Genomic DNA, 13,894 nt, shown 5'->3' on the forward strand with positions numbered 1-13,894 from the left:
CGGAGGCGAACCAGAGCGGGCGGGCGCGCCACGGGGACGGTCCTACGCGGAAACCCGCCGTACCAACGTCGTCGGCAGCACCACGCCGGGCGGGCCGCCGTCCGCCTCCTGCCTGCCCGCCCGGCGATCGAGGTCCCGCAGCAGCAGTCGGGCCATCAACCGGCCCATCTCCTCTATGTCCTGACGGACCGTCGTGAGCGGTGGGTCCGTCTGTTCGGCGACCGGCAGCATGTCGTCGAAGCCGATCACGGCGACGTCGTCCGGCACCCGCCGCCCCCGCTCGCGCAGCACCCGCAGGGCTCCCGAGGCCGTCAGATCGTTCGCCGCGAACACCGCGTCTACGTCCGGGCGGCGCTCCAGCAGCTCCCGCATCGCACGCTCGCCGCCCGCGGGCGTGAAGTCGCCCTCGACGACGAGCCCCGGATCGGCGTCGCCCATGACGTCCCGGAAGCCGTCGAGCCGGTCGACCGCGGACGTCTGGTCGAGGGCGCCGGTGATGTGCGCGATACGCGTGCGGCCGAGTCCGACGAGATGGCGTACGGCCTCGCGGGCGCCGCCCCGGTTGTCGCTGTCGACAAAGACGGCCCGCCGTGCGCCGTCGCCCCAGTCGGGGCGCCCGCCGAACACGGTCGGCACGCCCGCGCCGTGGATCAGCGCCGGCAACGGGTCGTCGAGGTGCAGCGAGAAGACGAGCGCGCCGTCGACATGGCCGCCGGCGAGATAGCGGCCGACGCGCGCGTGGTCGTCGCGGCCCTCGGTGAGCAGCAGGACGAGCTGCGAGTCGTGCGCGGTCAGCTCCTTGCTGATGCCGCGGAGCTGGAGGGCGAAGAAGGGGTCGGCGAAGACCCTGGTCTCCGGTTCGGCGATGACGACGGCGACGGCGTCGTGGCGCCGGGTGACCAGGCTTCGGGCGGCCTGGTTGGGGACGTAGCCGAGCTCCTCGACGGCCCGTCTGACCCGCTCGACGAGCGGTTCACGCACTCCGTCACCGCCGTTGACGACGCGCGAGGCGGTGGCCCGTGAGACCCCGGCCCGCGCGGCCACGGCCTCCAGCGTGGGTCGCGACGCTGTCTCGGTCACCTCAGGGCTCCTCCTCGGCGGTTGCCAAGAAGGATAGCCCCAGGCAACACGCGATGAGAGCGCTCCCCGACCGGCGTCCACCCCGCCGAAAGTCCGTTGCGCGGGCAGCTCCCCCGGACGAGGATCACGCCATGACCATGAGAAAGGCCCATGTCGCCTGACCGCCCGGCCACCCGCCTGGCTCCGTACGCCCGTCTCCCGCGTGTCCACAGGGACCGGCATGTCCTGCACAGCACGGTCGACGCCCACGGACGCGTCCACTGGCTGCTCACCGAGCGACCGCCCGACCACCTCCGCGAGAATCCGTACGACGCGCTCGTCGTCACGGTCGAGGAGGGTGGGCGACCGTACGAGACACAGCTCAGTGCGGTGCGAGCACGGTTCACCCGGTTCGACGCGCTGCCGGACGGCGGCTTCGTCCTCGCGAACGCCCGCAGCCGTCGCGGTGAGGAGCATGTCCAGGTGTTCGACGTCCTGGGACGCACCTCGCACGTCTTCCGCGTGGGCGACGCCATCGCAGATCTCCTGGTCGACGAGGCCGGTGACATCTGGGTCGGCTACTTCGACGTAGGCGTCTTCGGTGATGACGAGTTGAGCTGGCCGGGCCTGCGACGCTGGAGCGGCACCGGCGACCCGCTCTGGGCGTACAAGCCCGGTCCTGGCCACGGCGAGATCTGCGACTGTTACGCCCTGAACGTCGGCACCCGGGCCGTCTGGGCCTGTCCCTACACCGACTTCCCCCTCCTGGAGATCCGCGACAACCGCGTGGTGCGCGCCCGCGCGAACCCGGTGCGGGGTGCGCACGCGTTCGCCGTCCATGCCGACCGCGTGGTGTTCCTCGGCCCATACGGCGAACCCGACCGGATCGTCGACTGCCGTCTGACCGAGAAGACGGTGGAACAGGTCGCGCTCGGCCGCCTGCTCCGCCCCGACGGCGCTGACCTCGGCCGCCACCACCGGGTCGTCTGCCGAGGCCCGCGTCTCTACGTGCGGAACGAGTCCTCCAGCGACTGGGGGGTGCTGGACATCAGCGCCCTCTGAAGCACCCTCCCGGTGCTGCGGGACCCGTTGTCAGTGGCGTGCGGCATGCTGTGATCAGTGGCAGCCGTACGCCACTGGCCACGGGGGAGGTTCATGTGTTCACGGGGATCGAGGATGTCGACTGGGCGTCGATGGGACACGCCTATACGGACTCGGCGACGGACGTCCCGGAGCTGCTGTGGGGTCTCGCCTCGGACGACCCGGCCCGGCGGGACATCGCGCTGGACGGGATGTACGGGGCGGTGCACCACCAGGGGGAGCCGCCCCGCTGGCGCCGCGCTTGCGGGAGCTGATGACAGCCGGCGGCAGCGCTGCCCGCACGGCCGTCGCGCTGTGGAGGGTGACCGGCGACGCCGACGAAGTGCTCCCGGTGCTGATAGAGGCATGGACGTCGGCCCCTGCCGGGCGCCCGGAGACGGCGGCCTGCCTGGTCGAGATGGGTCCGGCCGCGGCACCCGCGCTGCCCCTCATACGCCGGGAGTTGGCCTCGCCGCGCCGCCACCGCAACGACGACTCCACGGGGAACGTGCGCTACGACGTCGCCTCCGACGAGGCGCTGCTGAGGGACTGCCGTCGCCTCGTGGCGGCGCTCGACGGGTGACACGGTGACACCACGGCCGGCCGCCGACCGCCCCCCGGCGCGGGCCTCGGAGTGCCCCCGGTCCGCCAGAGCCTGTCCGACGGATCAGGCCACGCAGGAGCAACAACGACGGACGGGACAGGGCCTACGCCCTGCCGTCCTCGCGCTTGGCTCGGCTCGGTTGTACCCGTTTGGGCTCACCCGGCATCTTCGGGTACTCGGGGGGATACGGCAGGTCCCCGAGACCGTGGTCGTGTTCGTCGCGGCTGGCCAGCTCCAGGAGCGCTTCGAGGGAGAAGGCGTGGTCGTCCATGTCGGCGTGCACATCACCGAGTTCGGCGAAGCGCTTGGGCATGGTCGCCAGGTCGAAGTCCCGGGGATGCGCTTCGCCCACCTCGTCCCAGCGCAGGGGCGCGGAGACGGGGGCGTGCGGGCGGGGCCGTACCGAATAGGCGGAGGCGATCGTGCGGTCCCGTGCGGTCTGGTTGTAGTCGACGAAGATCTTCTCGCCGCGTTCCTCCTTCCACCAGGCGGTGGTCACCTGGTCGGGCATCCGGCGTTCGAGTTCGCGCCCGGCGGCGATCGCGGCCCGGCGGACCTGGGTGAAGGTCCAGCGCGGCGCGATCGGGACGAAGACGTGCAGCCCGCGGCCACCGGAGGTCTTGGGCCAGCCGCGCAGATCGCCGTACTCGTGCAGGACCTCGCGCAGCTCATGGGCGGCGCGCACCGCGTCGTCGTAGTCCGTGCCGGGCTGTGGGTCGAGGTCGATGCGGAGTTCGTCGGGGTGGTCGACGTCGTCGCGGCGCACCGGCCAAGGGTGGAAGGTGAGGGTGCCGTACTGCGCGGCCCACACCACGGCCGCGACCTCGGTGGGGCACATCTCGTCGGCGGTGCGCCCGCTGGGGAAGGTGATGTGAGCGGTCGGAATCCAGTCGGGCATGTTCTTGGGCGCCCGCTTCTGGAAGAAACTCTCGCCCGTGACGCCCTCCGGGTACCGCTCCAGGGTGGTGGGGCGGTTGCGCAGGGCGCGCAGGATGCCCTCGCCGACGGACAGGTAGTACTGGGCGAGGTCCAGTTTCGTGAAGCCGCGCTCCGGAAAGAAGATCTTGCCCGGGCTGGACAGACGTACGGTCCTCCCGGCTGCGTCGAGTTCCACCGCATCGGCCATGCGAGCCACGGTAGGCCCAGCGCGCTCGCCTCGCACACCGGGCGAAAGGCATCATGTCGCCGCAGAATCGAAGCATGGATCTGCCGGTGATGCCGCCCGTGAAGCCGATGCTCGCCAAGTCCGTGGCGAAGATCCCACCGGACATGCAGTACGAGGCGAAGTGGGACGGGTTTCGCGCGATCGTGTTCCGCGACGGCGACGAGGTCGAGCTCGGCAGTCGTACCGGCAAGACGTTGACCAGGTATTTCCCCGAGTTGGTGGCGGCGTTGCGGGAGCGGCTGCCGGAGCGCTGTGTGATGGACGGCGAGATCGTGATCGCCAGGGAGGGCCGGCTCGACTTCGACGCGCTCACCGAGCGCATCCATCCCGCGGACTCCCGGGTGCGGATGCTGGCGGAGAGGACTCCCGCCTCCTTCGTGGTCTTCGATCTGCTGGCGCTGGCCGACGAGTCGCTGCTCGACGTACCCCTCGGCGACCGGCGGGCCCTGCTGACGAGGGCGCTGTCGGGGGTGACGGCCCCGGTGCATGTGGCACCGGCGACCAGGGACCGCGAGGTGGCGGAGCGGTGGTTCGAGCAGTACGAGGGCGCGGGCCTCGACGGGGTCATCGCCAAGCCGCTCAACCTGCGCTACCGGCAGGACGAGCGGGCCATGTTCAAGATCAAGCACGAGCGCACCGCGGACGTCGTCGTCGCGGGGTACCGCCTCCACAAGAGCGGGCCCGTCGTCGGTTCCCTGCTGCTCGGTCTGTACGACGACGGGGGCACCCTCCAGCACGTGGGGGTGAGCGCCGCCTTCCCGATGAAGCAGCGGGCACAGCTGGTGGAGGAGCTGGAACCGCTGCGTATGGAGGACGTCGAGCGGCATCCCTGGGCGGCCTGGTCGCAGGAGTCGGCGCACGAGTCCGCGCGGCTGCCGGGCGCGCCCAGCCGGTGGTCGACGAAGAAGGACTTCTCCTGGGTGCCGCTGCGGCCCGAACGGGTGGCGGAGGTGGCGTACGACCACATGGAGAACGGCGTGCGGTTCCGGCACACGGCCCGCTTCCGCCGCTGGCGCCCGGACCGGACCGCGGAGAGCTGCACGTACAGCCAGTTGGACGAGCCCGTCGGGTACGACCTCGCGGAGATCCTCGGCCCGCAGAACTGACTTCGTCACCCGCACAACCGACCCGCGGTCCGATCGGTCCAATAAGGGGGCTGATCGGCCCAACTCGGCGCGCGCGAACAGAAGTGGGCGGGTATGGCCACCGATGAACCTATGAGCGCACAATCGATGGCACGGGACAGGGTGGCACGTTGAGCAAGCGACAGATGGCGCGGACGCGGCGCGGCGCGATGACGGCGGCGCTGCTGACCGTCGCCGCGGCGGGCTCTGTGATGACGGGCTGCTCCTCGGGCAGTGGCGCCACCGACGACGGACGCGCCCCGGCGCCGAGCCGCAGCCAAGGGCAGGCGACGGGACCGGCCCAGAGCCCCTCCAGTGCCGCCGGTGCCGGTCCCGTACTCGCCGTGAAGATCGACAATGTGAGCGCGGCGCGCCCTCAAACGGGTCTCGACGCGGCGGACGTCGTCTACGCGGAGCAGGTCGAGGGCGGTCTGAGCCGGCTGATGGCCATCTACGCGAGCAAGCTGCCCAAGGCCGTCGGGCCGGTGCGCAGTGCGCGCGAGTCGGACCTGGAGCTGCTGCGCCAGTTCGACAAGCCGACGCTCGCCTTCTCGGGTGCCCAGCACAAGCTGCTGCCGGTCATCGCCAAGGCGCCCCTGCACGCGGTGTCGGCCGACCAGGGCTCCGGCGCGTACTACCGCAGTGCCTCCAAGGTCGCCCCCCACAACCTCTTTCTGCACCCGCAGCAGCTCATGCACTCCGCGCCGGGGGCCGCCGCCCTCACCACCGGGTTCCACTTCGGTGCCGCCCCGGCGGGCGGCAGCCCGGAAACCTCCCGCACCGTGCGCTTCCCCGCGGCCCGCTTCACCTTCGCCTGGTCGGCGAGCAAGCACCGCTGGCTGGTGTCGATGGACGGGACGCCGACGGTGACGACGGACGGGAAGCGGGTGGCGCCCGCGACCGTGGTCGTGCAGTACGTGAAGGTGCGCAACTCCAAGTACCACGACGTCCTCGGCAACAACACGCCGTACACGGAGACGGTGGGCTCGGGGACGGCGAAGGTGCTGCGCGACGGCAAGGTCTTCGACGTCGACTGGAAGCGTCCGACCGCCGGCGACGGCACGGACTTCACGACCACCGACGGTGGGCCGATGAACTTCGCGAAGGGGCAGGTGTGGGTGGTCCTCGCCAAGGCATGACGACGAAGCCGTGACGGCGGCGGGCGACGGGACTTGTCGGGCTATCGGGCTCGCGGGCCCATCGGTCGGCGAGGGCCTACCCGATGACCACCACTCGTGCCCACGCGGGCGGTGAGTCCGGTACGTAGTCGGGATCGTCCTCGTCCCCCGACCCGGCTGCCGGCTCCCGGGGGAACAGACCCACCACCGTCCGGCACGGCGGCCGGTCCGGCCACGGCGTCTGCCCGTCCGTCAGGACCACGACGACGTCCGGTCGGGGCTGCGCCCGGAGCGCCTTGGCGAAGCCCGTGCGCAGGTCCGTACCCCCGCCGCCCACCAGCGGTATTCCCTCGGCACGGCACAGCGGGTGCGCGATCGGGGCCGCCGCGTCGCAGGGCACCACGGTGACCAGGTCGCGGCGGCCGCCCACGGCGCGGGAGATGGCGGTGACCTCGAGGAGCGCGCTGCCCAGTTCGGCGTCACTGACCGACCCGGAGGTGTCGATGACCACGCAGACCCGTGGCGGCCTGCGCCGCAGGCTCGGCAGCACGGCGCCGGGCACCCCGGCCGAGCGCCGCGACGGCCGGCCGTATGTGTAGTCCTCACCCACGCCGGAGCTGGAGGCCGCCGAGCGGACCGCCGCGCCCAGCAACTCGCGCCACGGCTGCGGCGGGTGGAACGCTTCGTCCGCCCACCGCCGCCACCCGTTCGGGGTGTCTCCCGGACGGGCGGTGATGCCCTGCGCCACCCGGAACCTGACCGCGTCCCGTTCCTGCGGGCTGAGGCCGTGCGCGCCGTCCGGGCCGAGGTCCCACTCCCGTTCGAGACCGTCGGCGCCGCTTCCGCAGTCCAGCCAGGCCAGGCTCTGGGTGAGCGCCCCGAGGTGGAACTGGTGCAGGTAGTCCTCCATGAGCTGTCCCTCGGGCAGCTTCAAGAACTCCGGCGTGACGACGCCTTCGGGCCGGAGCAGTCCGTCGCCGAACGCGTCGTCGTTGATCTCGCAGTCCGCGGCGATGTTCATCCGCAGCCGCTCCCCCGGGCCGGTCAGCCCGCGCTCCCGCGCGACCCTGTCCCCGCGCCCGTGATGGTCGCGCAGGAGATGCGACACCTCGTGCACCCACACCCCGGCCAGTTCCTCCACCGGGGTCCGGTCCACGAACGCCGGCGAGACATAGCAGCGCCAGTGCCGGTCGACGGCCATCGTCGGTACGCGCCGCGACTCCACGGTGTGCAGGGCGAACAGCGCCGTGGCCAGGTAGGGCCGGACCCGGGCGGCGTGCAGCCGGGCGGCGAAGAGCTTGTCGAGGTCCAGCGTCCCCGGTGCGGACGCGGGCGCCGTCATCGGCCGGCCTTCGCGGCAGCCGCGGTCCGGACCGCCGCCTGGTCCGCCCGCCGGGACAGGGACACCGCTCCGGCGAGCCGTTCGATCGCTGCCGGAACGTCCCAGTCCTCCTGACGCAGCGAGGCGAGTGTGGTCGCGGGGACGACCACCAGGTCCGGGGCTCCGGTCTCCAGCGCCCGCACCAAAAGCGCCCATGCCGCGTCCCAGCGGGACTTCTCCGGACGCCCACGGACCGCGGCCACCACACCGTCGAGCACGGCTTGGCGGAGATCCCCCCGCTCGGGCAGCTCGGCACCCGCCGGGTCGGCGAGCAGCGTCTCGGGGTCCGGGAGGTCCATCCGGTCCAGGCTCGCCAGCAGTTCCAGCCCAGGACCGTCCCCCACTGTGCCCCTGACCAGCAGGGAAAGCACTTCCCGGGAGGAGCCGGCCGCGGTGGCGAAGGCGATGAGGCCCAGGGTCATCTCCCAGCTTCGGGGCGACGGCCAGGGGCCGCCCCGGCGCGTCTCATTGCTGGGCAGCCGGTGCACGAGCCCGGGCCGCGCCGAGAGGAGCCCGCACACCGCGCGGCGGGCGAAGTCCACGGCCTCCGGCAACCGCGCCGGGTCGAGCCGGGGCAGTGTCGCCCGCGGCCACGTGCCACCGAGGCCGCGCACCACGACCTCGTGGTCGTGGGTCCACTGAAGATGCACGAACCGGTTGGCCAGAGGAGGACTCAGCTCCCAGCCGTCGGCGGCCGAGGACCGCGGGTTGGCGGCAGCCACGATCCGTACCTCGGGCGGCAGTTGCAGGGCGCCGATCCGCCGCTCCAGGACGAGGCGGAGCAGGGCGGCCTGGACGGCCGGTGGCGCGGTGGACAGCTCGTCCAGGAACAGCAGCCCCCGGCCCGCCCGTACCAGTCGCACGGCCCAGTCCGGCGGGGCCATCGGGACACCCTGCTGCGCGGGATCGTCTCCGACGATGGGCAGTCCCGAGAAGTCGGACGGCTCGTGCACGCTGGCGATCACGGTGGTCAGCGGGAGGTCCAGGGCCGCGGCGAGCTGTGTCAGGGCCGCGGTCTTGCCGATCCCCGGCTCACCCCACAGGAGCACGGGCAGGTCGGCGGCCACGGCCAGCGTCAGTGCCTCCAGCTGGATGTCGGGGCGCGGTTCGGTGCCGGCGTCACGCAGCAGGGCCAGCAACGCGCCGGCGACGTCGATCTGAGAGACGGGGGCCGGGTCGGAAGGGATGTCGGTCGCAGCGAACGGTGTACATGTGGGCATATTTCATTACCTTTGGGTCGTGGCGGAACGAGTGGGTGGGTGCTTGTGGGTGCTCGGTGGGTGCTTCGTGGGTGGCCGGTAGATGCTCGGTGGCCGGGTGGGCGCGGGGGGCGGAGGTCCCCGGGTCAGCGAGAGGTCGTGTGGGCGCGCGGGGGCGGAGGTCCCCGGGTCAGCGAGAGGTCGTGTGGCGCGGGTGCGCTCTGCGCCCACGGGGACGGTCGGGGCCTGGGAGCAGGCGGCCGGATCCTGGGCCGGGACCAGTCATGCCCGCCCTGAACAGGCCGTACGTGATCCGCCGCAGCGCGGCCGCCTCGAGCTCGTCCCGTAGAGGGCCGCAGCGCAGCACCGCGTCCGGTCCCAGCAGGCCCTCGACGACATCCAGCGCACCGGCGGTGTCGCCATGGATCAGGCGTTCGCGGACACCGGTGAGGCAGTCCGGACGACGGTGCGCCTCGTCGATGGCCCGCAGGCAGGGAAGCGGCGTACCGGTCAGTGCGACCAGCAGCTCCTCCCGGCGGATCTCGGCCGGGTCGTGGTCCAGCGGCGCCAGTACCCCGTCGACCAGGCCGATACGGTGCTGGGCTCCCCGGCAGTCCACGAGGCGTGGCTGCCCGGCCCTGCCCGGTGCCCGGGAGGCACCGGTCGGGACATGCTCCGGCGCCGGGGAGGTAGCCGTCGGCGAATGATCCGGTACCAGTGCCGAGGCGACCAGCGGATGCAGCCGCTCGACCTCGAGCGAACCGGTGCGGATCAGTTCCAGGTCGGGCAGCAGCCAGGTGGCCGCGTCGGGCAGGACGGGCAGCGCGCGGACGCTGCCGTCCGTGGGCGCCGCCGCGATCCGTACCCCCGGCGCCCCGACACCGTTCCTGTCCGCGACCACGTCCAGGACCAGCCGGTCCCTGGCCCCGAGCCGCACGGCGACGGCACCGGTCGTCCGCCCCTCGGCATGGAGCAGAATCCCCGCCTCGGCCGCCCACCGATCCACGGCACACCCGCGCCCCCGCGGCACGGTCCCCAGCGGGTCCGGGCTCTCCGGACGGCCGTCGGCGGGCAGCCGGTCGGCCCCGGACCGCACCCGCAGCTCATCGGTCCTGCGCGCGTCCCACAGATGGCGGTGCAGGTCGAGACGGAAGCGGCGGCTGGGACGGGGGTGTGGATGCCGGCGGACACCGCCCTCGAAGGGGGATCGGTCGTTGGATCCGTCGTGCGAACCGCGGAGTTCGTCGCGGGGCCCGTCGTGCGGCGCGGCCCACAGGGCGAGGCTGATCCGCTGGCCGCCGTCCGCCCAGGCCGGCGGAGTCCGCACGACGAGGTGCACCGGACCCGCGCCGTCACGCCCTTGGATGCCGTACCGAGCCAGGGCGATGGTCAGACCCGAGCGCAGCAGCCCGTGCGGAGCGATCCTCGGCATGTGCCAGCGCAGTAGGTCGGGAGCCAGATGGCGGAGATCGGCCCGTACCCGAGCGGCGAGGTCGTGGCCGTGAGTACGCGCCACGGAACGCAGGTTGAGATCGACATCGATGCCTGCGGCGGCGCACGCCCCCGCCCAGTCCCCGGCACGGCGGCGGGCGGTCGCGGTCTCGATCATGGCGGGCGGCACGGCGAACTCTCGCACGGGCAGCCAGAAGGAAAGGCGGGAATCCCCATTCGCGGTCTGAGTGAGCATCAGCACTCACCTTGCGCGGACGGGACCCCCATTCTGCGGACAGAGTGAGTCATCATCGCGGGGAGCCTAGCGCTCCTGACCGTGATCTGTCAGATGTTTTCGCCCGGCGCCGCCCGGTGTCACCGGTGTCACCTGGTGTCACCTGGTGTCACCCGGCGAAGGAACGCCTAGCGTCGCGTGGTGAGAGGTTCCGTCGGATTGCGCAGCCCCTCCGCGGCGTCCGAGACACGCTGGATGAGGTCGAAGAAGACGGTCTGCTCCTCGGCGGAGAGCGGGGCCAGGAAGACCTGGTTCATACGCGCCGTACGCACGGTCAGCTTGCGGTGCGTCCGCATCCCCTCGTCGGTGAGGCGCAACAGGAAGCGGCGGCCGTCCTGCGGATCGCGCACCTTGTCGAGCAGGCCCCGGCGACCGAGCCGGCTGATGACCTCGGCGATGGTCGACCGGTCCAGGCCCACCCGCTCCCCCACCGTGCGCTGATCCAGTCCCGGCTCCTCGACCAGCGCGTTCAGGACCGCGAACTGCGGCGAGGTGATCTCCTCGGAGACCATGGTGTTCCACAGCAGATAGTGGGCCTGCTGGAGTCGCCGGGCGAGGTGCCCGGGGTGGGTGGTGAGGTCCACCGCGGCCATGTGCGCTCCCCCTGGGTGAGTCCGTCATTTCGTCGGTGCACTGAACGATACCGTGCATCACCGGGATGCGTATCAGCGCGTTCATGGACGTCCATCCGCCGATCTCCTGGAGGTCTTGACGGCTCGGGCCGCTGATGGCAGCGTGAGTGAAACCTCGCAGAAATAATCAGTGCCCTGAGTAATTGAGGGTCTGGACGCTTGGAAGAGATGGGGCTTCACGCATGGACAAGGTGGTCGCCACAGCCCTGGAGGCGGTGGCCGATGTGCCGGACGGCGTGACCCTCGCGGTCGGCGGTTTCGGGCTGAGCGGTGTGCCGAACGTGCTGATCGAGGCGCTGTACGAGCGCGGGGTCGGCGGTCTGGGCGTGGTCTCCAACAACTGCGGGGCGATGGAGTCCGGGCTCGCGGTACTGCTGTCCGCCGGGCGGATCGCACGGGTGACCGGCTCCTACATCGGGGCGAACAAGGAGTTCGCGCGGCAGTATCTGGCAGGTGAGCTGGAGGTGGAGATGATCCCGCAGGGCACGCTCGCGGAGCGGTTGCGGGCGGGTGGCGCCGGGATCCCCGCCTTCTACACCCCGGCCGGGGTGGGCACCCAGGTCGCGGACGGCGGCCTGCCCTGGCGCTACGACGGCTCCGGCGGGGTGGCGCTGGCGTCGCCGCCGAAGGAGGTGCGGGAGTTCGACGGCGCCGAGTACGTGCTGGAGCGCGGCATCCGCACCGATTTCGCGCTGGTCCGGGCGGCGAAGGGCGACCGGCACGGCAACCTCGTCTTCAGCAAGTCCGCCCGGAACTTCAACCCCCTCGCGGCGATGGCGGGCAGGGTGACGATCGCCGAGGTGGAGGAGCTGGTCGAGCCCGGCGGGATCGACCCGGACGCGGTGCATCTGCCGGGGATCTTCGTGCAACGGGTCGTCGCGCTGACTCCGGAGCAGGCCGCCGCGAAGATGATCGAGAAGCGGACGGTGAGCGGCTGATGGCGTGGACACGCGAGGAGATGGCGGCCCGTGCGGCACGCGAACTCCAGGACGGCCAGTACGTCAATCTCGGCATCGGACTGCCGACGCTGATCCCCAACTACCTCCCGGCCGGCGTCGAGGTGATCCTGGAGTCGGAGAACGGGATCCTCGGCACCGGCCCCTACCCCACCGAGGACCGGGTCGACCCGGACCTCATCAACGCCGGCAAGGAGACCGTGACGGTCCTGCCGGGCGCCTCCTTCTTCGACTCGGCGCTGTCGTTCTCGATGATCCGGGGCGGGCACATCGACGTGGCCGTGCTCGGCGCGATGCAGGTGTCCGCGGGCGGTGACCTGGCGAACTGGGCCATCCCGGGGAAGATGATCACCGGGATCGGCGGCGCGATGGACCTGGTCCACGGCGCCCGCACCGTCATCGTCGTCATGACCCACACCGCCAAGGACGGCACCGCGAAGATCCTTCAGGAGTGCGCGCTGCCGCTCACCGGCAAGGCGTGCGTCAACCGGATCATCACCGACCTCGGCGTCCTCGACGTCACCGACGAGGGACTGGCGCTCATCGAGGCCGCGCCCGGCGTCACGGTCGGAGAGATCGTGGCGAAGACCGCCGCGAAGGTCCGTGTCGCAGCCGAACTCACCGAGGAGACCCAGCCGTGAAGGACGTCTATGTCGTCGATGCGGTCCGCACCCCCATCGGCAAGTACAACGGAGCCCTCGCCTCCGTCCGCCCGGACGACCTCGCCGCCCACGCCATCCGGGAACTCCTGGCCCGCACCCCGGACCTGGACCCCGCCCGGATCGAGGACGTCTACCTCGGCAACGCCAACGGCGCCGGTGAGGAGAACCGCAACGTCGCCCGCATGGCCGCCCTGCTCGCCGGTCTGCCCACCTCGGTGCCCGGGGTGAGCGTCAACCGGCTGTGCGCCTCCGGACTCGAAGCCGTCATCCAGGCCGCCCGCGCGATCGCCGTGGGCGACGCCCACATCGCCCTGGCCGGCGGCGTGGAGTCGATGACCCGTGCCCCGTACGTCCTGCCCAAGAGCGACCGGCCCTTCCCCGCCGGACACACCCAGCTGTACTCCACCACCCTCGGCTGGCGCATGGTCAACCCGAAGATGGATCCCCAGTGGACCATCCCACTCGGCGAGTCCGCCGAACTCATCGCCGACAAACACAAGATCAGCCGCGAGCAGCAGGACGCATACGCCCTCGGCAGCCACCGCAAGGCGGCTAAGGCCCAGCAGGAGGGACTGTTCGACCGCGAGATCGCCCCCGTGCCGATCCCGCGGCGCAAGGGCGACCCGGTCGTCTTCGCCGCCGACGAATCCGTCCGCCCCGATGCCTCCCCCACCGCCATGGCCGGGCTGAAGCCGTCCTTCCGCAGCACCGACGGCACGGTCACCGCGGGCAACGCCTCCCCCCTCAACGACGGCGCCGCCGCCCTCCTCCTGACCGACGAGGAAGGCCTCGCAGCCACCGGTCGCGAACCCCTCGCCCGCATCCGGGCCACCGGCGTCTCCGCGACCGACCCCCAGTACTTCGGACTCGCCCCCGTCGAAGCCGTCACCCGCGCCCTGGCCAAGGCCGGCAAGAGCTTCGCGGACCTGTCCGTCCTCGAACTCAACGAGGCCTTCGCCGCCCAGGTCCTCGGCTGCCTCGCCGAATGGCCCGAGTTCGACCCCGCGATCCTCAACCCCCAAGGCGGCGCGATCGCCCTCGGCCACCCCCTCGGCGCCTCCGGCGCCCGCCTCGCCGGCACCGTCGCCCACCAACTCGCCCGCCAGGGCGGCGGCACCGGCATCGCCACCCTCTGCATCGGCGTCGGCCAGGGCCTCGCCCTCGTCCTCGAACGATAGGAAGTCGACC

The 13,894-nt window shown here is 71.9% G+C and carries 14 protein-coding genes; 8 read left to right on the forward strand and 6 right to left on the reverse strand.

The window, feature by feature from the left end; translation table 11 throughout:
- Window positions 1-42: 42 nt before the first annotated feature.
- Window positions 43-1,080 (reverse strand): LacI family DNA-binding transcriptional regulator, encoded by a 1,038-nt coding sequence (locus ACIQTP_RS06520; RefSeq protein ID WP_403396859.1) that lies wholly within the window; start codon window positions 1,078-1,080, stop codon window positions 43-45.
- A gap of 150 nt (window positions 1,081-1,230) precedes the next feature.
- Between ACIQTP_RS06520 and ACIQTP_RS06525 the strand changes: the two genes are divergently transcribed.
- The 3 genes from ACIQTP_RS06525 to ACIQTP_RS06535 all read left to right on the forward strand — a co-directional run bounded on the left by ACIQTP_RS06525 (window position 1,231) and on the right by ACIQTP_RS06535 (window position 2,722).
- The gene (locus ACIQTP_RS06525) at window positions 1,231-2,121 is read left to right on the forward strand and encodes a hypothetical protein (protein ID WP_403396861.1); all 891 of its coding nucleotides are present in this window, start codon (window positions 1,231-1,233) and stop codon (window positions 2,119-2,121) included.
- 95 nt (window positions 2,122-2,216) lie between these two features.
- Window positions 2,217-2,414, forward strand: coding sequence for a hypothetical protein (locus ACIQTP_RS06530; RefSeq protein ID WP_403397314.1), 198 nt, complete (start codon window positions 2,217-2,219; stop codon window positions 2,412-2,414).
- Window positions 2,414-2,722 (forward strand): hypothetical protein, encoded by a 309-nt coding sequence (locus tag ACIQTP_RS06535; protein ID WP_403396863.1) that lies wholly within the window; start codon window positions 2,414-2,416, stop codon window positions 2,720-2,722. The genes ACIQTP_RS06530 and ACIQTP_RS06535 overlap by 1 nt, the downstream gene beginning before the upstream one ends.
- Before the next feature lie 124 nt (window positions 2,723-2,846).
- On the opposite strand, the gene ligD is transcribed toward ACIQTP_RS06535, so the two are convergent.
- Window positions 2,847-3,869 (reverse strand): non-homologous end-joining DNA ligase, encoded by a 1,023-nt coding sequence (gene ligD, locus ACIQTP_RS06540; protein WP_403396865.1) that lies wholly within the window; start codon window positions 3,867-3,869, stop codon window positions 2,847-2,849.
- Between the two features lie 74 nt (window positions 3,870-3,943).
- Here ligD and ACIQTP_RS06545 point away from each other — a divergent pair, with 74 nt between their 5' ends.
- A complete protein-coding gene (locus tag ACIQTP_RS06545; protein WP_403396866.1) occupies window positions 3,944-5,014 on the forward strand; it encodes an ATP-dependent DNA ligase in 1,071 nt (356 codons plus the stop codon).
- A gap of 164 nt (window positions 5,015-5,178) precedes the next feature.
- Entirely contained in the window at window positions 5,179-6,171 is a 993-nt protein-coding gene (locus ACIQTP_RS06550) for a DUF3048 domain-containing protein (protein ID WP_403397290.1), read from the forward strand.
- Between the two features lie 76 nt (window positions 6,172-6,247).
- On the opposite strand, the gene ACIQTP_RS06555 is transcribed toward ACIQTP_RS06550, so the two are convergent.
- The 4 genes from ACIQTP_RS06555 to ACIQTP_RS06570 all read right to left on the reverse strand — a co-directional run bounded on the left by ACIQTP_RS06555 (window position 6,248) and on the right by ACIQTP_RS06570 (window position 11,049).
- A complete protein-coding gene (locus ACIQTP_RS06555; RefSeq protein WP_403396869.1) occupies window positions 6,248-7,492 on the reverse strand; it encodes a VWA-like domain-containing protein in 1,245 nt (414 codons plus the stop codon).
- Window positions 7,489-8,751, reverse strand: a complete 1,263-nt coding sequence (locus tag ACIQTP_RS06560; RefSeq protein WP_403396871.1) for an AAA family ATPase — start codon at window positions 8,749-8,751, stop codon at window positions 7,489-7,491. Before ACIQTP_RS06560 ends, ACIQTP_RS06555 begins: the two co-directional genes overlap by 4 nt.
- A 169-nt stretch (window positions 8,752-8,920) precedes the next feature.
- Window positions 8,921-10,417, reverse strand: coding sequence for a hypothetical protein (locus tag ACIQTP_RS06565; RefSeq protein WP_403396873.1), 1,497 nt, complete (start codon window positions 10,415-10,417; stop codon window positions 8,921-8,923).
- A 167-nt stretch (window positions 10,418-10,584) separates the two neighbouring features.
- Window positions 10,585-11,049 (reverse strand): MarR family winged helix-turn-helix transcriptional regulator, encoded by a 465-nt coding sequence (locus ACIQTP_RS06570; protein WP_403396875.1) that lies wholly within the window; start codon window positions 11,047-11,049, stop codon window positions 10,585-10,587.
- A gap of 221 nt (window positions 11,050-11,270) precedes the next feature.
- Between ACIQTP_RS06570 and ACIQTP_RS06575 the strand changes: the two genes are divergently transcribed.
- The 3 genes from ACIQTP_RS06575 to ACIQTP_RS06585 are packed head-to-tail and all read left to right on the forward strand — an operon-like array spanning window position 11,271 to window position 13,884.
- A complete protein-coding gene (locus ACIQTP_RS06575; RefSeq protein ID WP_403396877.1) occupies window positions 11,271-12,026 on the forward strand; it encodes a CoA transferase subunit A in 756 nt (251 codons plus the stop codon).
- Complete coding sequence (locus ACIQTP_RS06580; RefSeq protein ID WP_403396880.1) at window positions 12,026-12,685, forward strand: CoA transferase subunit B; 660 nt, start codon at window positions 12,026-12,028, stop codon at window positions 12,683-12,685. Before ACIQTP_RS06575 ends, ACIQTP_RS06580 begins: the two co-directional genes overlap by 1 nt.
- On the forward strand, window positions 12,682-13,884 hold the full coding sequence (locus ACIQTP_RS06585) for a thiolase family protein (protein ID WP_403396882.1): 1,203 nt from the start codon (window positions 12,682-12,684) through the stop codon (window positions 13,882-13,884). The genes ACIQTP_RS06580 and ACIQTP_RS06585 overlap by 4 nt, the downstream gene beginning before the upstream one ends.
- Window positions 13,885-13,894 lie beyond the last annotated feature (10 nt).

Origin of the sequence: Streptomyces sp. NPDC090798, from assembly GCF_044768965.1 — a bacterium.
In the GTDB taxonomy this organism is placed as follows: Bacteria; Actinomycetota; Actinomycetes; order Streptomycetales; family Streptomycetaceae; genus Streptomyces.